This is a genomic window from Pseudomonas trivialis (assembly GCF_001439805.1).
GTDB classification, from domain to species: Bacteria; Pseudomonadota; Gammaproteobacteria; order Pseudomonadales; family Pseudomonadaceae; genus Aquipseudomonas; species Aquipseudomonas trivialis.
Map to the genome: position 1 here is coordinate 163,789 of NZ_JYLK01000007.1, position 19,653 is coordinate 183,441.

General features: G+C 60.0%; 18 protein-coding genes. 10 read left to right on the forward strand and 8 right to left on the reverse strand.

The window, feature by feature from the left end:
- Positions 1-4: 4 nt before the first annotated feature.
- From sdhA to sdhC, 3 genes are read right to left on the reverse strand one after another with little or no spacing between them, the layout of a single operon-like run.
- On the reverse strand, positions 5-1,777 hold the full coding sequence (gene sdhA / locus TU79_RS12940) for a succinate dehydrogenase flavoprotein subunit (protein ID WP_057008336.1): 1,773 nt from the start codon (positions 1,775-1,777) through the stop codon (positions 5-7).
- A 3-nt stretch (positions 1,778-1,780) separates the two neighbouring features.
- Positions 1,781-2,149, reverse strand: coding sequence for a succinate dehydrogenase, hydrophobic membrane anchor protein (gene sdhD, locus TU79_RS12945; protein WP_003233245.1), 369 nt, complete (start codon positions 2,147-2,149; stop codon positions 1,781-1,783).
- Positions 2,143-2,517 (reverse strand): succinate dehydrogenase, cytochrome b556 subunit, encoded by a 375-nt coding sequence (gene sdhC / locus TU79_RS12950; protein WP_057008337.1) that lies wholly within the window; start codon positions 2,515-2,517, stop codon positions 2,143-2,145. Before sdhC ends, sdhD begins: the two co-directional genes overlap by 7 nt.
- Positions 2,518-2,881: 364 nt before the next feature.
- Between sdhC and gltA the strand changes: the two genes are divergently transcribed.
- Positions 2,882-4,171 carry a citrate synthase gene (gene gltA, locus TU79_RS12955; RefSeq protein ID WP_012723087.1) on the forward strand — a complete coding sequence of 430 codons (1,290 nt, stop codon included), beginning with the start codon at positions 2,882-2,884 and terminating at the stop codon, positions 4,169-4,171.
- Between the two features lie 222 nt (positions 4,172-4,393).
- On the opposite strand, the gene TU79_RS12960 is transcribed toward gltA, so the two are convergent.
- The 3 genes from TU79_RS12960 to TU79_RS12970 form a co-directional block, all read right to left on the reverse strand.
- Complete coding sequence (locus TU79_RS12960) at positions 4,394-6,052, reverse strand: cation acetate symporter (protein WP_057008338.1); 1,659 nt, start codon at positions 6,050-6,052, stop codon at positions 4,394-4,396.
- Positions 6,049-6,360, reverse strand: a complete 312-nt coding sequence (locus TU79_RS12965; protein WP_057008339.1) for a DUF485 domain-containing protein — start codon at positions 6,358-6,360, stop codon at positions 6,049-6,051. Before TU79_RS12965 ends, TU79_RS12960 begins: the two co-directional genes overlap by 4 nt.
- 259 nt (positions 6,361-6,619) lie before the next feature.
- A complete protein-coding gene (locus TU79_RS12970) occupies positions 6,620-7,471 on the reverse strand; it encodes a glycine betaine ABC transporter substrate-binding protein (RefSeq protein WP_057008340.1) in 852 nt (283 codons plus the stop codon).
- A 332-nt stretch (positions 7,472-7,803) separates the two neighbouring features.
- Here TU79_RS12970 and TU79_RS12975 point away from each other — a divergent pair, with 332 nt between their 5' ends.
- Positions 7,804-9,357 (forward strand): glycoside hydrolase family 17 protein, encoded by a 1,554-nt coding sequence (locus tag TU79_RS12975; RefSeq protein ID WP_057008341.1) that lies wholly within the window; start codon positions 7,804-7,806, stop codon positions 9,355-9,357.
- Between the two features lie 35 nt (positions 9,358-9,392).
- On the opposite strand, the gene TU79_RS12980 is transcribed toward TU79_RS12975, so the two are convergent.
- Positions 9,393-9,761, reverse strand: a complete 369-nt coding sequence (locus TU79_RS12980) for a hypothetical protein (protein WP_057008342.1) — start codon at positions 9,759-9,761, stop codon at positions 9,393-9,395.
- A 237-nt stretch (positions 9,762-9,998) separates the two neighbouring features.
- Between TU79_RS12980 and TU79_RS12985 the strand changes: the two genes are divergently transcribed.
- The 3 genes from TU79_RS12985 to TU79_RS12995 all read left to right on the forward strand — a co-directional run bounded on the left by TU79_RS12985 (position 9,999) and on the right by TU79_RS12995 (position 12,908).
- Positions 9,999-11,297, forward strand: a complete 1,299-nt coding sequence (locus TU79_RS12985; RefSeq protein ID WP_057008343.1) for a serine/threonine protein kinase — start codon at positions 9,999-10,001, stop codon at positions 11,295-11,297.
- Positions 11,290-12,078 (forward strand): MlaA family lipoprotein, encoded by a 789-nt coding sequence (locus TU79_RS12990; protein ID WP_057008344.1) that lies wholly within the window; start codon positions 11,290-11,292, stop codon positions 12,076-12,078. Before TU79_RS12985 ends, TU79_RS12990 begins: the two co-directional genes overlap by 8 nt.
- 224 nt (positions 12,079-12,302) lie before the next feature.
- Positions 12,303-12,908 (forward strand): TetR/AcrR family transcriptional regulator, encoded by a 606-nt coding sequence (locus tag TU79_RS12995; RefSeq protein WP_057008345.1) that lies wholly within the window; start codon positions 12,303-12,305, stop codon positions 12,906-12,908.
- Positions 12,909-13,257: 349 nt separating this feature from the next.
- Here TU79_RS12995 and TU79_RS13000 read toward each other — a convergent pair whose 3' ends face one another.
- Complete coding sequence (locus TU79_RS13000; RefSeq protein WP_057008346.1) at positions 13,258-13,545, reverse strand: GlcG/HbpS family heme-binding protein; 288 nt, start codon at positions 13,543-13,545, stop codon at positions 13,258-13,260.
- 249 nt (positions 13,546-13,794) lie between these two features.
- On the opposite strand from TU79_RS13000, the gene gcl reads away from it, so the two are divergent.
- From gcl to TU79_RS13025, 5 genes are all read left to right on the forward strand, one after another.
- Entirely contained in the window at positions 13,795-15,570 is a 1,776-nt protein-coding gene (gcl, locus tag TU79_RS13005) for a glyoxylate carboligase (RefSeq protein WP_057008347.1), read from the forward strand.
- A 10-nt stretch (positions 15,571-15,580) separates the two neighbouring features.
- Positions 15,581-16,363 carry a hydroxypyruvate isomerase gene (gene hyi, locus TU79_RS13010; RefSeq protein WP_057008348.1) on the forward strand — a complete coding sequence of 261 codons (783 nt, stop codon included), beginning with the start codon at positions 15,581-15,583 and terminating at the stop codon, positions 16,361-16,363.
- 18 nt (positions 16,364-16,381) lie between these two features.
- Positions 16,382-17,272 (forward strand): 2-hydroxy-3-oxopropionate reductase, encoded by an 891-nt coding sequence (locus TU79_RS13015; RefSeq protein WP_057008349.1) that lies wholly within the window; start codon positions 16,382-16,384, stop codon positions 17,270-17,272.
- A gap of 136 nt (positions 17,273-17,408) precedes the next feature.
- The gene (locus TU79_RS13020; RefSeq protein ID WP_057008350.1) at positions 17,409-18,233 is read left to right on the forward strand and encodes an ion transporter; all 825 of its coding nucleotides are present in this window, start codon (positions 17,409-17,411) and stop codon (positions 18,231-18,233) included.
- 94 nt (positions 18,234-18,327) lie between these two features.
- Positions 18,328-19,332, forward strand: coding sequence for a sulfate ABC transporter substrate-binding protein (locus TU79_RS13025; RefSeq protein ID WP_057008351.1), 1,005 nt, complete (start codon positions 18,328-18,330; stop codon positions 19,330-19,332).
- Positions 19,333-19,653 lie beyond the last annotated feature (321 nt).

Below are 19,653 nucleotides of genomic sequence, written 5' to 3' on the forward strand. Positions count from 1 at the left end.
ACCCTTAGTAAGTCCGAATTTTCGGTTCAAACGTCGGAACAGTCTTCGGCGAGAAGTTCACGGCACGCTTGGTTACGCGCTTGTCACCCGGGAAGTACAGGGTGTGGCACAACCAGTTTTCGTCGTCGCGGTCTTCAAAGTCTTCACGGGCATGAGCACCACGGGATTCTTTACGAACCTCGGCGGCGATCGCCGTTGCTTCAGCCACTTCCAACAGGTTTTGCAGCTCAAGGGCTTCGATACGAGCGGTGTTGAATGCCTGGCTCTTATCGTTGATCTTGACGTTGCCGATGCGCTGGCGCAGATCCGCCAACTGGGCGATGCCCTTCTGCATGTATTCGCCGGTACGGAACACACCGAAGTAGTTCTGCATGCAGCTTTGCAGCTCGCGACGCAGGGTAGCGACGTCTTCGCCATCGGTGCGCTCGTTCAGCGCGTTCAGGCGGGACAGGGCTGCTTCGATGTTGGCGTCGGTGGCGTCATCGTATTCGATGCCGTCGGTCAACGCTTTTTCCAGGTGCAGGCCGGCCGCGCGGCCGAATACCACCAGGTCGAGCAGCGAGTTGCCGCCCAGACGGTTGGCACCGTGTACCGATACGCAGGCCACTTCGCCCACCGCGAACAGGCCGTGGATGATTTCGTCCACGCCGTCGGCGTTCTGGGTGATCGCCTGGCCATGAATGTTGGTCGGCACGCCGCCCATCATGTAGTGGCAGGTTGGAACAACCGGCACCGGCGCAACCACCGGGTCAACGTGAGCGAAGGTCTTGGACAGTTCGCAGATACCTGGCAGACGGCTGTGCAGCACTTCTTCGCCCAGGTGATCGAGCTTGAGCAGTACGTGGTCGCCGTTCGGGCCACAGCCGTTGCCGGCGATGATCTCCTTAACCATGGAACGGGCCACAACGTCACGACCGGCAAGGTCCTTGGCGTTCGGCGCATAACGCTCCATGAAACGCTCGCCGTGCTTGTTGATCAGGTAACCACCTTCACCACGGCAGCCTTCGGTGACCAGTACACCGGCGCCGGCGATGCCGGTCGGGTGGAACTGCCACATTTCGATGTCCTGCACCGGCACGCCGGCACGCAGGGCCATGCCAACGCCGTCACCGGTGTTGATCAGGGCATTGGTTGTGGACGCGTAGATACGGCCTGCACCGCCGGTTGCCAGCACGGTGGCCTTGGCACGGATGTAGGAGGTTTCACCGGTTTCGATGCAGATGGCGATCACACCGACGAATGCACCGTCGGCGTTCTTCACCAGGTCCACCGCGTAGTACTCGTTCAGGAACGTGGTACCGGCTTTCAGGTTGCCCTGATAAAGGGTGTGCAGCAGCGCGTGACCGGTACGGTCGGAGGCCGCGCAGGTACGGGCAGCCTGCCCGCCTTTACCGTAATCCTTCGACTGGCCGCCGAATGGACGCTGGTAGATACGGCCTTGCTCGGTACGGGAGAACGGCAGACCCATGTGGTCCAGCTCGAACACTGCAGCCGGGCCTTCCTGACACATGTATTCGATAGCGTCCTGGTCACCGATGTAGTCGGAGCCCTTGACGGTATCGTACATGTGCCAGCGCCAGTCATCGTTCGGGTCGGCGGAAGCGATGGCGCAGGTGATGCCACCCTGGGCCGATACGGTATGGGAACGGGTCGGGAACACCTTGGTGATCACGGCAGTCTTGTGACCACCCTGGGCCAGCTGCAGCGCAGCGCGCATGCCGGCACCGCCGCCACCAATAATGATGGCGTCGAAGGAAATAGTTGGAATGTTAGCCATGAATCAGATACCCCAAAGAATCTGCACACCCCAGACGAAGTAAGCGAACATCGCGATGCCGCAGACTGCCTGAAAGAGAAAACGGACTGCGGTCGCGGACTTGCCCAGCGCCATCGGCGTCAGGTAGTCGGTTGCGATGGTCCACATGCCGACCCAGGCGTGAGCGCCCAGGGCCACAAGGGCCAGCAGACTGAAGATTCGCATCGCATTGTGGGCGAACAGGCCGTGCCATTGCTCATAGCCGATGCCCGGGTTTGCGACGAGGTATCCGATCAGGAAAATGAAATAAGCCGCGAGAACGACCGCAGACACACGCTGTGCCATCCAGTCATAGAGGCCTGAACGGGACAGATTCGTTACGCTGGTTACCATATCCAAACTCCTGCCAGAACGATCAGCACCACGGAAATGGCGATGATGATTTTCGAGCCCAGGCGGCCGCCTTCCAGCGTCTCACCGATGCCTGCATCCATGATCAAGTGGCGCACGCCGGCTACCAGGTGATACAGCAGAGCGGACAGGAGGCCCCATGCTACGAACTTGGCCAGCGGGCTGGTCAAGTATGCCTTCACCTCGGCGTAACCTTCCGCGGACTCCAGGGATTTGCTCAATGCGTAAAGCATGATGCCCAGGCCGAGGAACAGGATGATGCCGGAAACACGGTGCAGGAACGACGTAACGCCGGTGATGGGGAGTTTGATGGTCCTTAGGTCTAGGTTTACAGGTCGTTGGCTATTCACGGCTTTTTTTCACACTGAAGAGCCCCTAACAATCAGGGCAAAGTTGTTGGGGAGTGCGACTGGTCAGGTAAGCACCACCCAGGGAGTGCGACCCCCAATGAAAGCAAGCCCAAAAGCCCTTGGCGGTCGGTGGCCGAGTATAGACAGTTAGGCTACTAATGACAACGCGCGCTCCTCACCCTAATAGCGGATTGCGCTGGCGGTATAAAAGGCGTAAACGGCAGTCAATTTCGACGAAAAAGTATGGTTAAAGCCTTCTGGAGCAAGACTTTAGGCAAATTGACTTCTGAATTTATCTCACTATAGTGGTGCGGGCCCTGCGTGGGGGGCTGTCTGATGATTTGAAGCATAAATAGGAGGCCACATGGCTGACAAAAAAGCGCAGTTGATCATCGAGGGCGCAGCCCCCGTCGAGCTGCCCATTTTAACCGGCACCGTTGGTCCCGATGTTATCGACGTACGGGGCCTAACGGCCACGGGCCGTTTCACTTTCGACCCAGGCTTCATGTCGACCGCCTCGTGCGAGTCGAAGATCACCTATATCGATGGCGACAATGGCATTCTGCTGCACCGGGGCTACCCGATCGAGCAACTCGCTGAACAGTCGGACTACCTGGAAACCTGCTACCTGCTGCTAAATGGCGAATTGCCAACAGCCGAGCAAAAGGCCCAGTTCGTCAGCACCGTAAAGAACCACACCATGGTTCATGAACAGTTGAAGACCTTCTTCAACGGCTTCCGTCGCGACGCCCACCCGATGGCCGTCATGTGCGGCGTGGTCGGCGCCCTCTCGGCCTTCTATCACGACTCCCTGGACATCAATAACCCGCAGCATCGCGAAATCTCCGCGATCCGCCTGGTTGCCAAGATGCCGACGCTGGCCGCGATGGTTTACAAGTACTCCATGGGCCAACCCATGATGTACCCGCGCAATGACCTGACGTACGCAGAAAACTTCCTGCACATGATGTTCAACACCCCGTGCGAGATCAAACCGATAAGCCCGGTGCTCGCCAAGGCCATGGACCGGATCTTCATCCTCCACGCCGACCACGAGCAGAACGCCTCCACGTCCACCGTGCGCCTGGCAGGCTCCTCGGGTGCCAACCCGTTTGCCTGTATCGCCGCCGGCATCGCCGCACTCTGGGGCCCTGCCCACGGCGGTGCGAACGAAGCCGTGCTGACCATGCTCGATGAAATCGGCGATGTGTCCAACATCGACAAATTCATCGCCAAGGCCAAGGACAAGAACGATCCGTTCAAGTTGATGGGCTTCGGTCACCGGGTCTACAAGAACCGCGACCCGCGCGCCACCGTGATGAAGCAGACCTGCGACGAAGTGTTGAAAGAGCTGGGCATCAAGAACGATCCGCAACTCGAACTGGCCATGCGCCTGGAAGAGATCGCCCTGACCGACCCGTACTTCATCGAACGCTCGCTGTACCCGAACGTCGACTTCTACTCGGGGATCATCCTCAAGGCCATCGGCATTCCAACCAGCATGTTCACCGTGATCTTCGCCCTGGCGCGGACCGTGGGCTGGATCTCCCACTGGAAGGAAATGCTCTCCAGCCCGTACAAGATTGGCCGCCCGCGCCAGCTGTACACCGGCTACGAGTCGCGTGACATTACCAAGCTGGAAGATCGCAAGTAAGCAATTGCCTGGTTGTACCGAGAACGGCCTTCCTTAGTGGAGGCCGTTTTTGTTTGTGCTGTCTGGTCTACCGCCATCGGGAGCAAGCCCCCTCCCACATTTGACTGCATTCCAAAGGATGTACCCGGTTAACTGTGATGAGGCCAGCACCAGCACCACGAAACCCCAGACAAAAAAATGCCCCGGCCTTTCGACCGGGGCATTTCCTTATCCCGCCACATCTTAGTGATTAACCGCCCCACTCGCCCCCAGGCCAGTTTGCGAACGCACAAACTGCGGGAAGTACAGCGCACGCTCTTTCTCTGCCGCCGCCGACTTGTCGGTGATGGAGAAGAACCAGATGCCCACGAACGCGATGATCATCGAGAACAGCGCCGGGTATTCGTACGGGAAAATGGCTTTTTCATGATGCAGGATCGAGACCCAGATGGTCGGGCCCAAAATCATCAGGCCCACGGCACTGATCAGACCCAGCCAGCCGCCGATCATGGCGCCACGGGTGGTGAGGTTTTTCCAGTACATGGAAAGCAGCAGCACCGGGAAGTTACAGCTGGCAGCAATCGAGAACGCAAGGCCCACCATGAACGCGATGTTCTGGCTTTCGAACAGAATACCCAGGCCGATTGCCAATACGCCCAAGGCCACGGTGGTGATCTTCGAGACGCGAATCTCATCCTTGTCGTTGGTCTTGCCTTTCTTGATCACGCTGGCATACAGGTCATGGGACACCGCCGAAGCGCCGGCCAGTGTCAGGCCGGCAACCACCGCAAGGATGGTGGCGAAGGCCACGGCCGAGATAAAGCCCAGGAAGATGCTGCCACCCACTGCGTCGGCCAGATGCACCGCTGCCATGTTGTTACCACCCAGCAAGGCGCCGGCCGCATCCTTGAACGCCGGATTGGTGCTGACCAGCAGGATCGCGCCAAACCCGATGATGAAGGTCAGTATGTAGAAGTAACCGATGAAGCCTGTGGCATACAGCACGCTCTTGCGCGCTTCCTTGGCGTCGCTCACGGTGAAGAAGCGCATCAGGATGTGCGGCAGGCCGGCGGTACCGAACATCAGTGCCAGACCCAATGAGAATGCCGAGATCGGGTCTTTCACCAGGCCGCCAGGGCTCATGATCGCTTCACCTTTGGGGTGAACCTTGATCGCCTCGGAGAACAGCATGTTGAAGTCGAAGTTGACGTGTTTCATTACCATCAGCGCCATGAACGAGGCACCGGACAGCAACAGCACCGCCTTGATGATCTGCACCCAGGTGGTCGCCAGCATGCCGCCGAACAGCACGTACATGCACATCAGGATGCCAACCAGAATCACCGCAACGTGGTAGTCCAGGCCGAACAGCAGCTGGATCAACTTGCCCGCGCCCACCATCTGCGCGATCAGGTAGAACGCCACTACCACCAGCGAGCCACAGGCCGACAGGCTGCGGATCTGGGTTTGCCCCAGGCGATAGGACGCCACATCGGCGAAGGTGTACTTGCCCAGGTTGCGCAAGCGCTCGGCGATCAGGAAAAGAATGATCGGCCAGCCCACGAGAAAGCCGATCGAATAGATCAACCCGTCGTAGCCAGAGGTATAAACCAGTGCGGATATGCCCAGGAAAGACGCGGCCGACATGTAATCGCCGGCAATCGCCAGGCCGTTCTGGAAACCGGTGATCTTGCCGCCCGCCGCATAGTAGTCGGCGGCAGACTTGTTACGCTTGGAAGCCCAGTAGGTGATGCACAAGGTGGCCCCCACAAACGCAACGAACATCACGATGGCCGAGATGTTCAGCGGTTGCTTTTGCACGGCACCGGTCAATGCGTCGGCCGCCCACACGGCCGGAGCAAACAGCGAAGCGCCGAATATAGCCAATAGACGCCGGATCATTGCGCAGCCTCCTTGAGAATCGCATTGTTCAGGTCGTCAAATTCGCCATTGGCCCGACGCACGTAGATGCCGGTCAGGACAAAGGCCGACACAATCAGGCCGACGCCCAGGGGAATGCCCCAGGTAACCGACGAACCGGGGCTGATCCTGGCCCCCAGTACTTGCGGCCCGTAGGCGATCAACAGGATGAAAGCGGAGTAGAGCCCGAGCATGATCGCCGAGAGAATCCAGGCGAACCTTTCCCTTTTTCTCACCAGCTCCTTGAAGCGCGGGCTGTTTTGAATCGAGAGGTAAATGCTGTCGTTCATTATTTTTATCCTCGCAGCACAGCTTTTTTATTATTGGAACATGGCCACTGTATGCGGCTCTGGAACAGGTTCCAGACGACCTTAGTAGTAGAGGGAGTGTAGCGAGGGATTGGGAGGGTGCAGAAACATTTGCGAGGGACGAAAATAATGTGGGAGGGGGCTTGTTCCCGATGGCGGTGGGGCAGCCAAAACATCTGTGGCTGACCCACCGCCATCGGGAGCAAGCCCCCTCCCACAGGGGGTTGCATCAAGGCCGGGGTTATTTAGCGGTCCACTCAGCAACGCGCTCAGGGTGCTTGGCGACCCAGTCCTTGGCCGCGGCATCAGGCTTGGCGCCTTCCTGGATCGCGAGCATGACTTCGCCGATTTCATCCTTGGAGGCCCACTGGAATTTTTTCAGGAAGGCCGCGACTTCCGGCGCTTTCTTCTCCAGGCCCTTGCTGCCGATGCTGTTGACGGTTTCAGCAGCACCATAAATCCCTTTTGGATCTTCCAGGAAGCGCAGTTTCCATTTGGCGAACATCCAGTGTGGTACCCAACCGGTGACCGCAATGGACTCCTGCTTGTCTTCGGCACGGGTCAGTTCGGCGATCATCGCAGCACCGGAGCTGGCCTGCAGTTTGTAATCGAGGCCGTACTGCTTGATCGCTTCGTCGGTCTTGAGCATCACGCCTGAACCGGCGTCGATGCCGACGATTTTGTTCTTGAAGGTGGTGTCGGTCTTGAGATCTTCGATGGACTTGGCTTTGACATACTCCGGCACGATCAGGCCGATCTTCGCGTCCTTGAAGTTGGGGCCGTAGTCGACCACCTTGTCCTTGTTCTTGGTCCAGTATTCACCGTGGGTCACCGGCAGCCAGGCGGAGAGCATGGCGTCGAGCTTGCCGGTGGCAACGCCCTGCCACATGATCCCGGTGGCGACCGCTTGCAGTTTTACGTCGTAGCCGAGCTTCTGCTTGATCACCTCTGCCGCCACATGGGTGGTGGCAACACTGTCGGACCACCCGTCCACGTAGCCGATGCTCAGGGTCTTGCTGTCGGCACTGGCCAGTGTGGAGCCCATCGCAACTACCAGAGTGGCAGCTGCGCCCAAGAGTCGTCGCATCTTCATAGTACTTCCCCGAAAGTGCTGCGCCCGGCGGATGCCGAGCGACGTCAACCTGTTGTTATAGGGTGCACCGCGCCCCCATCACGCGCGTCGATCACGGTGGTACGCCATCAGTGGAGTGCTGACGCTTGGATCATCAACCTGAGCGGGCATTCGACCTGCTCTGTCAGCGACCTCGGGTAAGCAAGAAACGACATCACATAGCCAGTAAGACGCTTTGTAGGATTTAACGCCAATATCCCGCTCGAACTTTGCATGTCAAAAGTATGCAGCCCCACTGGGACGGGACAAATCCGGGTAAGATGCGCGCCTTTGCTCCCCCAGAAAAGCCGACCATGCCCGCCACTGCCCGCTTCCCTGCCCTGCCCTATTGCCTTGCCTTGCTCCTCGGCCTGCTGGCCCTCGTTGGTTACTGGTACGGCCTGGGCCGTTCCGTGGTGCTGCCGGACGTCGCCAGCGCCAGCCACAAGTTGCAATGCGCGTCCTACACGCCGTTCGACAAGGACCAGTCGCCTTATGACCAGCCGTTCACCCTGCGCCCCGAGCGCATGGACGCCGACCTGGCCCTGCTGGCCACGCGCTTTGAGTGCATCCGCACTTATTCGATGTACGGTCTTGAGGCCATACCGGCGCTGGCACGCAAGCACGGGCTGAAGCTGATGATTGGCGCCTGGGTCAGCAGTGACCCGATCGCCACCCAAAAAGAAGTCGAGTTGCTGATCGCCGCCGCCAACGCCAACCCCGACGTAGTGACGTCAGTGATCGTCGGCAACGAAGCGCTGCTGCGCAAGGAAGTCACCGCCACGCAACTGGTGAAGCTGATCCACACCGTCAAAAGCCAGATCAAACAGCCAGTGACCTACGCCGACGTGTGGGAATTCTGGCTGCAGCACCCGGAAATCGCTCCGGCGGTGGACTTCCTGACCATTCACCTGCTGCCGTACTGGGAAGATGACCCCTCCGGCATCGACCAGGCCCTCAAGCATGTGGGCGACGTGCGCCAGACCTTCGGCCTCAGGTTCCCTGACAAGGACATACTGATCGGCGAAACCGGCTGGCCCAGCCAGGGCCGCCAGCGCGAGACGGCCGTGCCAAGTCGGGTCAACCAGGCGAAGTTCATGCGCGGCTTCGTCGCCATGGCCGAAGCCAATGGCTGGCACTACAACCTGATCGAAGCCTTTGACCAGCCGTGGAAACGTCTCAATGAAGGTGCCGTGGGCGGCTATTGGGGGCTGTTCGATGCCGATCGCCAGGAAAAGGGCATCCTCGCCGGACCGGTGAGCAATGTGCCGTACTGGCGAGTGTGGCTGGGCGTCGGGGGAGCCATTCTACTGGCTGCGCTGGTGCTGGGCGGCCGCGTACGCAGCACACGCAACGCGCTTGCGCTGCCGCTGCTGGGCGCCGTCGCCGCATGCTCCATCGGCACCTGGGCCGAGCTGACCCGCGTCACGGCACGCTCCCCGGATGAATGGGCCTGGGCCGCCGTGCTGGTGATGTTGAACCTGTCGGTACTCGCTCACGCGGCGCTCGCCCTGAGTGCCCGTGAGGGTTGGCGCGAGCGGGCGTTCGCCTGGATGGAGCGGCGGGCGGGCTGGCTGGTGGCGATGGCCGGGTTCGCCGGCGCGGTGATGATGCTCGCCATGGTGTTCGACCCGCGCTATCGCAGCTTTCCCAGCGCGGCACTGGTGCTGCCGGCGTTGGTGTACCTGGTGCGCCCGGTGGGCGGGCCGCGTCGGGAGATGGTGCTGCTGGCCCTGATCATCGGTGCCGGCATTGCGCCGCAATTGTACCGTGAGGGTTTGCTGAACCAGCAGGCTTGGGGTTGGGCGGTGGTCAGCCTGCTGATGGTTGTGGCGTTGTGGCGTTGCCTGAGGGTGCGCAAGGTCTGAAACCGCTATCGCAGGCAAGCCCGCGATGAGGCCTGTCAGATACCACGCGGCGCTCTGACCAACCGCAACCCCGCAATCACCAGCGCAAACACTGCAAAACTGGCGTTGTACAACACCAGCGCGGGCACCCCGAAGAGCAAGGCCAACAGCGCCAACCCCAGCCCCGCGCGTCCCGGCACGAAGAACGCCAGTACCGCCGGCACCAATGTCAGCCAGCCCAGCACCTGGAAGTGAATCATCAACCCCAGGTTCGAACGCACCTGGCATTCCCAGCGGCTGGCGTCGTCGGCGCAGAGCCCGACCCACTGCGCATCTTCCACAAAACCATAGCGTGCGCCATAACTGGCAGCCAGCCATAACGGCAGGGCAATCAGCAGCAAAATCAAGGGGAAGCGGCGGGACATGGGGCACTCCGATAGGCGAAAACGGCGATCAGCTTAATGCCCCGCCGGCCGATGGCAAGGGACATACACACAATTAGTGTTCATCAATGCGCGGCAAAGTGTATCTTCTGCCTGCTATAGCCCAATTCTGATGTAATTCTCCGACATTTTAGTGCCGAGTGATGGCACTTCGGCGATTACGTGGTGGTCATAGCCTGCGAACTTCATTCAGCACCTTTTCCTCTTAGGGATCCAGTCATGCTCCGTTCCTTGCGCTGCGCTGCCTTGCTGGGCAGCCTATTTTTGAGTGCGTCAGCACTGGCGGTCGATATCGACCAGGCCAGCTATGGCTACCCTTTGACCAACCCGTTCGAAGCGACCATCGCCACCACCCCGCCCGACCTTCGGCCCACCTTGCCGAGCGACGACGAGATCAACCAGTCCGACTACACCCTGAACATGCGTCCCGAGCGCGAATTCAGCCTGCCGGACAACTTCTGGGCGGTGAAGAAACTTACCTATCGCATCGCCAAGCAGGATCGCGCCGCGCCGCTGATCTTCCTCATCGCCGGCACCGGCGCGCGGTTCGACAGCAGCATCAACGAATACCTGAAAAAACTGTACTACCAGGCCGGCTACCACGTGGTGCAACTCTCGTCGCCCACCAGTTTCGACTTCATCAGCGCCGCCTCGCGCTTCGCGACCCCGGGTATCACCCAGGAAGACGCCGAAGACATGTACCGCGTGATGCAGGCCGTGCGTGCGCAGAATGCCTCGCTGCCGGTGACCGACTTCTACCTCACCGGCTACAGCCTGGGTGCGCTGGACGCGGCATTCGTCAGCAAGCTCGACGAGACCCGCCGCAGCTTCAACTTCAAGAAAGTGCTGCTGCTCAACCCGCCGGTCAACCTCTACACCTCGATCACCAACCTCGACAAGCTGGTGCAGACGGAGGTCAAGGGCATCAACAACACCACCACTTTTTATGAACTGGTGTTGAACAAGCTGACCCGCTACTTCCAGCAAAAGGGCTACATCGACCTCAACGACGCCCTGCTCTACGACTTCCAGCAATCCAAACAGCACCTGACCAACGAACAGATGGCCATGCTGATCGGCACCTCGTTCCGCTTCTCGGCGGCTGATATTGCCTTTACCTCGGACCTGATCAACCGCCGCGGCCTGATCATTCCGCCCAAGTATCCGATCACCGAAGGCACCAGCCTCACGCCATTCCTCAAGCGTGCGCTGCAATGCGACTTCGACTGCTACCTCACCGAGCAAGTCATTCCGATGTGGCGTGCGCGCTCCGATGGCGGCAGCCTGCTGCAACTGGTCGATCAGGTGAGCCTGTACGCGCTGAAGGACTACCTGCACGCCAGCCCGAAAATCGCCGTCATGCACAACGCCGACGACGTGATCCTCGGCCCTGGCGACCTGGGTTTCCTGCGTAAAACCTTCGGCGATCGCTTGACCGTCTACCCGCTGGGCGGCCACTGCGGCAACCTTAATTACCGCGTCAACGCCGACGCCATGCTGGAGTTCTTCCGTGGCTAAATATCTTCTGCTGCTTGCCGCCCTGATGTGCGCAGGCGTGGCCAATGCCGACAACAGCAAGGCCCACGAGCCGGTCAAGGTTGACGCTGATGGCTTCAAGGAACCGCTGACCAAGCTCAAGTTCAACCCGGGCCTGGACCAGCGCGAGTTCGAGCGTTCGTCGCTCACCGCGCTCAACGTGTACGACCCGCTGGAATCGTGGAACCGCCGCGTGTACCACTTCAACTACCGCTTCGACCAATGGGTGTTCCTGCCGGTGGTCGACGGTTATCGCTACGTCACGCCCAGTTTCCTGCGCACCGGCGTGAGCAACTTCTTCAACAACCTGGGCGATGTGCCCAACCTGCTCAACAGCCTGCTGCAGCTCAAGGGCCATCGCTCGCTGGAAACCACCGGGCGTCTGCTGGTCAACACCACCATCGGCATCGCAGGCCTGTGGGACCCGGCCACCGCCATGGGCCTGCCGCGCCAGAGCGAAGACTTCGGCCAGACCCTGGGCTTCTACGGCGTACCCGGCGGCGCCTATGTGGTGCTGCCGATCTTCGGCCCCTCCAACCTGCGCGACACCGCAGGGCTCCTGGTGGACTACACCGCCGAAAACCAGATCAACTTCCTGAACGTGGCCGAAGTCAGCTCCAACCACCCGGAAATCTGGGCGTTGCGAGCAGTGGACCGGCGTTATCAGACCAGCTTCCGCTACGGTCAGATGAACTCGCCGTTCGAGTATGAGAAGGTGCGGTATATCTACACCGAATCGCGCAAGTTGCAGATTGCCGAGTAAACCGCGTCGATAAAAAAAGGCCATTCAACCGAATGGCCTTTTTTTTGCCTTTAAACAGACAAAATCCAATTAAATATTTTCGCCGCGACCGCACCTTGAGCAGCCTTTCAAAGTGAACGCGATGCAGACTCAGGCGCCACCCTTAGCGGGCACATTGTTGAGGCTCGCGGATGGCCGGTGCTACCATGTGCAACCGCCTGTCCTGGCAAGGAAATCTCTGGTTTATGAGCACCATTCGCGAGCGCAATAAAGAAAAGATCCTGCGGGCGGCGAGCGAGGAGTTTGCCGACAAGGGCTTCGCCGCAACCAAAACCAGCGACATCGCCGCCAAGGCCGGGCTGCCCAAGCCCAACGTCTACTACTACTTCAAATCCAAGGACAACCTCTACCGCGAGGTGCTCGAGAGCATCATCGAGCCGATATTGGCCGCCTCCACGCCGTTCAATCCCCAAGGCGACCCCAAGGAGGTATTGAGCAACTACATCCGCTCGAAAATCCGCATCTCCCGCGACCTGCCCTTCGCCTCCAAAGTGTTCGCCAGCGAAATCATGCACGGCGCGCCGCACCTGAGCGGGGAGCAAGTCGAACAACTGAATGCCCAGGCCAGGCACAATATCGACTGCATCCAGAGCTGGGTGGATCGCGGGTTGATCGCAGCAATCGATCCCCATCACCTGATGTTCAGCATCTGGGCGGCCACCCAGACCTATGCCGATTTCGACTGGCAGATTTCAGCCGTGACCGGCAAGGCCAGGCTGGATGAGGCCGACTATGAGGCGGCGGCGCAGACGATTATCCGGTTGGTGTTGAAGGGATGTGAGCCGGACTGATAGATCCGGGTGAGGCCATCGCGGGCAAGCCCGCTCTTATCAAACACAAAATAACTTATTGATTTTAAACCTTAAGTTCCAGGCAGCCACATTCCTGTGGCGAGCGGGCTTGCCCCGCGTTGGGCTGCGCAGCAGCCCTAAAACCATGTTGTGCGTAGTGTCAGGTACACCGCGTTTTCTTTGATTGGGGACGCTTCGCGCCCCAACGCGGGGCAAGCCCGCTCGCCACAGAGGCCCCATTTTGCTGCGCGACAGCGCTACGTCGAAGAGGTAGTGGGGACTCCCACGGGATTACACCGTCCAATATGGAGGCTGGCTTGCCCGCGATGGGGCCCTGAAGATAATCCAGTCAATCTGGCACCCCCGCATCCGCCAGCAACCCCAGCCCCTCAATCGCCGTAATCGCGCACCGCTCATCAATATCCGAGGTATCCCCGCTGATCCCGATCGCCCCCCAGGCCTTGCCGGTGGCGATCTGCGGGCGCAGCAGGCTGGCGCCGTCTTCACGTTGAAGGGTGATCAGATGGCCGCCGCTGTCGAGTACCGCGATGGTCAGCGGTGCGGCGGACATCGCACGGCCGGCGGCGATGGCGTGGCAGGTCAATTGAGTAGCGAGTTTCAAGCTTAACGCGCTCATGGTGCCGTCCTTTTTCTTGTTATCAGGATGCGCTCAAGGCCTGTTTGATCAAGACGTTAATAAAAATAGAATACATTTACAATTATTTTTGTATACAAAACCATCAACAAAGCCTCTAAAAACAGCACATAAACCGTCGAAAGACGTAAAAGCCTGCTCATAAAATGCATTGACCTGCACAGTCCGGCGTGAATAAACTCCGACCAAACGCAACGTGTATACAATTATAAAAATACGAGGCGACAAAAAATGAGCAGAATGAGAGCAGTCGAAGCCGCCGTCCTGGTGATGCGCCGCGAGGGCGTGAACACCGCCTTCGGCATCCCGGGCGCTGCGATCAACCCGCTGTATTCGGCTTTGCAGAAGCTTGGCGGCATCGATCACGTCCTTGCTCGCCATGTTGAAGGCGCCTCGCACATGGCCGAGGGCTATACCCGCACCAAGGCCGGCAATATCGGCGTGTGTATCGGCACTTCGGGTCCGGCGGGCACCGACATGGTCACCGGCCTCTACAGCGCGTCGGCCGACTCCATCCCGATCCTGTGCATCACCGGCCAGGCGCCCCGTGCCCGCCTGCACAAGGAAGACTTCCAGGCCGTCGATATCACCAGCATCGTCAAGCCGGTGACCAAGTGGGCGACCACCGTGCTGGAGCCGGGCCAGGTGCCCTACGCGTTCCAGAAAGCCTTTTATGAAATGCGCTCCGGGCGCCCCGGCCCGGTGCTGATCGATCTGCCGTTCGATGTGCAGATGGCCGAAATCGAGTTCGACATCGACGCCTACCAGCCGCTGCCCCTGGCCAAACCGCTGGCCACCCGCGCTCAGGTGGAAAAGGCCCTGGCCCTGCTCGATGCGGCCGAACGTCCGTTACTGGTGAGCGGCGGCGGCGTGATCAATGCCGACGCCAGCGACTTGCTGGTGGCGTTCGCCGAACTGACCGGCATCCCGGTGATCCCGACCCTGATGGGCTGGGGCACCCTCCCCGATGATCACCCGCAGATGGTGGGCATGGTCGGCCTGCAAACCTCGCACCGGTATGGCAACGCGACCCTGCTCGAGTCAGACCTGGTGCTGGGCATCGGCAACCGCTGGGCCAATCGCCATACGGGCTCGGTGGAGGTGTACACCGAGGGACGCAGGTTCATCCATGTCGACATCGAACCGATGCAGATCGGCCGCGTGTTCGCCCCGGACCTGGGCATTGTTTCCGACGCCGGCGCCGCACTGACGATGTTCATCGACGTGGCCCGCGAATGGAAAGCCGCCGGCAAACTCAAGGACCGCAGCGCCTGGCTGCATGACTGCCAGCAACGCAAGGCCACCCTGCAGCGCAAGACCCACTTCGATAACGTGCCGGTCAAGCCGCAGCGGGTGTACGAAGAGATGAACCGGGTATTCGGCAAAGACACCTGCTACGTCAGCACCATCGGCCTGTCGCAGATTGCCGGCGCGCAATTTCTGCACGTTTATAAACCCCGCCACTGGATCAACTGCGGCCAGGCCGGGCCCCTGGGCTGGACCATTCCGGCGGCCCTCGGCGTGGTCAAGGCTGACCCGAGCCGCAAGGTGGTGGCGCTGTCGGGGGACTATGATTTCCAGTTCATGATCGAAGAGCTGGCGGTGGGCGCACAGTTCAAGCTGCCGTATATCCATGTGGTGGTGAACAATTCCTACCTGGGCTTGATACGCCAGGCCCAGCGAGGCTTTGACATGGATTATTGCGTGCAGCTGTCTTTCGACAACCTCAACGCGCCGGAGCTGAACGGCTATGGCGTCGACCATGTGGCCGTCGCCGAAGGCCTGGGTTGCAAGGCGCTGCGGGTGTTCGAGCCGGGCCAGATCCAGCCGGCGTTGCGCAAGGCCCAGGAAATGATCGAAACATTCAAGGTGCCAGTGATCGTTGAGATTATTCTGGAGCGCGTGACCAATATTTCCATGGGCACCGAGATCAACGCCGTCAACGAATTCGAAGACCTGGCGCTGGTCGGCAACGATGCGCCGACTGCCATTGCCCTGCTCGATTAAGGAGAACCCTATGCCGCGCTTTGCCGCCAACCTGTCCATGCTGTTTACCGAACAGGATTTCCTCGCCCGTTTCAAGGCGGCCGCCGACGCCGGTTTCGCCGGCGTCGAATACCTGTTCCCGTATGAGTTCAGCTCAGTTGAACTCAAGGCGCAGCTCGAGGCCAACGGCCTGACCCAAGTGCTGTTCAACCTGCCAGCCGGGGACTGGGCCAAGGGTGAGCGCGGCATCGCGTGCCACCCTGACCGGGTCGAGGAGTTCCGCGCCGGGGTCACGCTCGCCATCGCCTACGCCCAAGTGCTGGGCAATACCCAGGTCAACTGCCTGGCGGGCATTCGCCCCGAAGGGGTGGACGATAAAACCGTGGAGCAGACCTTTGTCGCCAACCTCAAGTACGCCGCCGAACACCTTCAGGCGGCAGGCATCCGGCTGGTGATGGAAATGATCAACACCCGCGATATCCCGGGGTTCTACCTCAACAATACCGCGCAAGCCCTGGCGATCCGCGAGCAGGTGGGCAGTGACAATCTGTTCCTGCAATACGACATCTACCACATGCAAATCATGGAGGGCGACCTGGCCCGGACCATGGCCACTCACCTGGAGGTGATCAACCATATCCAACTGGCCGACAACCCGGGGCGCAACGAGCCGGGCACCGGCGAGATCAACTACCGCTTCCTGTTCGAACATCTGGACCGCATCGGGTACCAGGGTTGGGTCGGCTGTGAATACAAGCCGTTGACCACCACCGAAGCGGGTCTTGGCTGGCTGAAAAGCCATAACGCCATCTAATAAAAAGAGGATTTCATCATGGCTAACATCGGTTTTATCGGCACCGGCATCATGGGCCTGCCCATGGCTGCGAACCTGCAAAAGGCGGGTCATCAGTTGTTTCTGTCCGAACACCACGGCAAGGCACCGGCTGAACTGATCAGCGCCGGCGCCGTGGCCCTGGCCACCCCGCAGCAGGTGGCGCGGGAGGCCGAGTTCATCATCGTGATGGTGCCCGACACGCCGCAGGTCGAGGACGTGCTGTTCGGTGCCAACGGCGTGGCCACCGGGCTGTCACCAGACAAGGTGGTGATCGACATGAGTTCGATCTCCCCCACCGCCACCAAAGCCTTTGCGGCAAAGATCAATGAGACCGGCGCGCGCTACCTCGACGCACCGGTGTCCGGCGGTGAAGTCGGCGCCAGGGCCGGCAGCCTGAGCATCATGGTCGGTGGTCAGCCGCAGACCTTTGAGCGCGCCCTGCCGCTGCTGCAGAGCATGGGCAAGAACATCACGCTGGTCGGCGGCAATGGCGACGGCCAGACAGCCAAGGTGGCCAACCAGATCATCGTGGCACTGAACATCCAGGCGGTGGCCGAAGCGCTGCTGTTCGCGGCAAAAAACGGCGCCGATCCGGCCAGGGTGCGTGACGCGCTGATGGGCGGCTTTGCCGCCTCCAGAATCCTCGAAGTGCACGGCGAACGCATGATCAACGGCACCTTCGAGCCGGGCTTTCGTATCAACCTGCACCAGAAGGATTTGAACCTGGCGCTGGCCGGGGCAAAAGAGTTGGGGATCAACCTGCCCAATACCGCCGCCACCCAGCAGGTGTTCAGCACCTGCAGGGCAATAGGCGGTGGCAACTGGGACCATTCGGCACTGATCAAGGGCCTGGAGCACATGGCGAACTTCTCGATTCGCGCAGAATAAATGCGATCCCTGTGGGAGGGGGCTTGCTCCCGATGGGTTCACCACGGTTTCTCTGACTCACCCAAAACCCGCCCCCGCATGGACAGCCCGTTCGAATCCCCCTAGGCTTGCCCGACCTTCGATTCGGGCGTTCTTTATGCACAGCAATAACGATTGGCGTCAGCGGCTCTACGTCATGGTTTTCCAGAGCGACACCCTGGCCGGGCGGCGCTTTGACGGCATCCTGCTGCTGATCATCCTCGCCAGCCTGGTGATCGTGATGCTCGACAGCATCGACCAGGTCCACCAGAACTACGCCAATGTGCTGGCCTATATCGAGTGGGGCTTCACGCTGATCTTCGCCGTCGAATACTGCCTGCGCCTGTATTGCTCGCCCAAGCCGCTGCGTTATGCCTTCAGCTTTTATGGGCTGGTGGACCTGCTGGCCATCGTGCCCGGTATCCTCGCGCTGTATTACAGCGACGCGCAGTACCTGTTGATCATCCGCATCATCCGCATGCTGCGGATTTTCCGCGTGCTCAAGCTCAGCCCCTACCTCAAGCAGGCCAACTACCTGATGGCGGCGCTGCGCGGCAGCAAACAGAAGATCGTGGTGTTCCTGGTCAGCGTGTGCACGCTGGTGACCGTGTTCGGCACCCTGATGTACGTGATCGAAGGCCCGGAGCACGGCTTTACCAGCATTCCCAAGGGTATCTATTGGGCAATCGTGACGCTGACCACCGTGGGCTTTGGCGACATCGTGCCCAAGACCCCGCTGGGCCAGGTGATTTCGTCACTGGTGATGATCACCGGTTACTCGATCATCGCCGTGCCCACCGGGATTTTCACCGCTGAACTGGCCAGCGCCATGCGCGGTGAACAGCTGCAAACCGACTGCCCGGTGTGCAAGAAAGACAGCCATGAGCCCAACGCAGCGTTCTGTTCGCGCTGTGGCAGTCATCTTTTCAAGAAAGTGGAATAAGCAAAGTTCTTTTTAATCTTTAAGGCGCTATGCGCGTGCCGCTATAGTCGCTGGCACAGTGCCTCCCCTCTTCTCGAACAACAAGGAATGAGCAGTGAAAAAACTCGTTAGCGCCTCTCTCCTGGCCGCCGGCCTTGCCCTCGCGGGCGCCGTGCAGGCAGCCCCCGTTACACTGCTCAACGTCTCTTACGATGTGATGCGCGATTTCTACAAGGACTACAACGCAGCCTTCCAGAAGCACTGGGACAGCGTGCACCCGAACGACAAGCTGACCCTGCAGATGTCCTTCGGCGGCTCCAGCAAACAGGCGCGCTCGGTCATCGATGGCCTGCCGGCCGACGTGATCACCATGAACATGGCCACCGACATCAATGCCCTGGTCGATAACGGCAAACTGGTGCCGGACAACTGGGTCACCCGCCTGCCGAACAACAGCGCGCCGTTCACCTCGGCCACTGTGTTCATCGTGCGCAAGGGCAACCCGAAAGCCCTGAAGGACTGGCCGGACCTGTTGAAAGACGGCGTGCAAGTGATCGTGCCCAACCCCAAGACGTCCGGTAACGGCCGCTACACCTACCTGTCGGCCTGGGGCTATGTACTCAAGAACGGTGGTGACGAAGACAAGGCCAAGGCCTTTGTCGGCAAGCTGTTCAAACAGGCGCCAGTGCTGGACACCGGTGGCCGCGCCGCGACCACCACGTTCATGACCAACCAGATCGGCGACGTGTTGGTGACCTTCGAGAACGAAGCGGAAATGATCGCCCGTGAATTCGGCCGCGATCAGTTCGAAGTGATCTACCCAAGCGTCTCCGCCGAGGCCGAGCCGCCGGTGTCGGTGGTCGACAAAGTGGTCGACAAGAAAGGCACCCGCGCGGCCGCCGAAGACTACCTGAAGTACCTGTGGTCGCCCGAAGGCCAGGAAGTTGCTGCCAATAACTACCTGCGCCCACGCAACCCGGCGGTGCTGGCCAAGTACACCGACCGTTTCCCGAAAGTCGACTTCCTGTCGGTGGAGAAGACCTTTGGCGACTGGCGCACCGTGCAGAAGACTCACTTCAATGATGGCGGCGTGTTTGACCAGATCTACTCCGGTCAATAACCAAACGCGGTCAAAACTGTGGGTGGCTCCGCCAAGTCTTCGACTTAGCGCTGTCGCGCAGCAAACTGGGGCCTCTGTGGTGAGCGGGCTTGCCCCGCGTTGGGGCGCGAAGCGCCCCCAATCAAAGAAAATGCGCTGTACCTGACACTACGCAGAACAGGGTTTTGGGGCTGCTGCGCAGCCCAACGCGGGGCAAGCCCGCTCGCCACAGGAATGTGGCTGCCTGAAACTTCAGGTTTTAAAATCAATACGTTATTTTGTGTTTGATAAGGGCTGGCTTGCCTGCGCAGACACCTCGCTGTATCAGACAGACCGAGGTGA

Coding starts and splice junctions, on each gene's coding strand:
- sdhA (WP_057008336.1), bottom strand. CDS start 1,777: ATGGCTAACATTCCAACTATTTCCTTCGACGCCATCATTATTGGTGGC.
- sdhD (WP_003233245.1), bottom strand. CDS start 2,149: ATGGTAACCAGCGTAACGAATCTGTCCCGTTCAGGCCTCTATGACTGG.
- gltA (WP_012723087.1), top strand. CDS start 2,882: ATGGCTGACAAAAAAGCGCAGTTGATCATCGAGGGCGCAGCCCCCGTC.
- TU79_RS12960 (WP_057008338.1), bottom strand. CDS start 6,052: ATGATCCGGCGTCTATTGGCTATATTCGGCGCTTCGCTGTTTGCTCCG.
- TU79_RS12965 (WP_057008339.1), bottom strand. CDS start 6,360: ATGAACGACAGCATTTACCTCTCGATTCAAAACAGCCCGCGCTTCAAG.
- TU79_RS12970 (WP_057008340.1), bottom strand. CDS start 7,471: ATGAAGATGCGACGACTCTTGGGCGCAGCTGCCACTCTGGTAGTTGCG.
- TU79_RS12975 (WP_057008341.1), top strand. CDS start 7,804: ATGCCCGCCACTGCCCGCTTCCCTGCCCTGCCCTATTGCCTTGCCTTG.
- TU79_RS12980 (WP_057008342.1), bottom strand. CDS start 9,761: ATGTCCCGCCGCTTCCCCTTGATTTTGCTGCTGATTGCCCTGCCGTTA.
- TU79_RS12985 (WP_057008343.1), top strand. CDS start 9,999: ATGCTCCGTTCCTTGCGCTGCGCTGCCTTGCTGGGCAGCCTATTTTTG.
- TU79_RS12995 (WP_057008345.1), top strand. CDS start 12,303: ATGAGCACCATTCGCGAGCGCAATAAAGAAAAGATCCTGCGGGCGGCG.
- TU79_RS13000 (WP_057008346.1), bottom strand. CDS start 13,545: ATGAGCGCGTTAAGCTTGAAACTCGCTACTCAATTGACCTGCCACGCC.
- gcl (WP_057008347.1), top strand. CDS start 13,795: ATGAGCAGAATGAGAGCAGTCGAAGCCGCCGTCCTGGTGATGCGCCGC.
- hyi (WP_057008348.1), top strand. CDS start 15,581: ATGCCGCGCTTTGCCGCCAACCTGTCCATGCTGTTTACCGAACAGGAT.
- TU79_RS13015 (WP_057008349.1), top strand. CDS start 16,382: ATGGCTAACATCGGTTTTATCGGCACCGGCATCATGGGCCTGCCCATG.
- TU79_RS13020 (WP_057008350.1), top strand. CDS start 17,409: ATGCACAGCAATAACGATTGGCGTCAGCGGCTCTACGTCATGGTTTTC.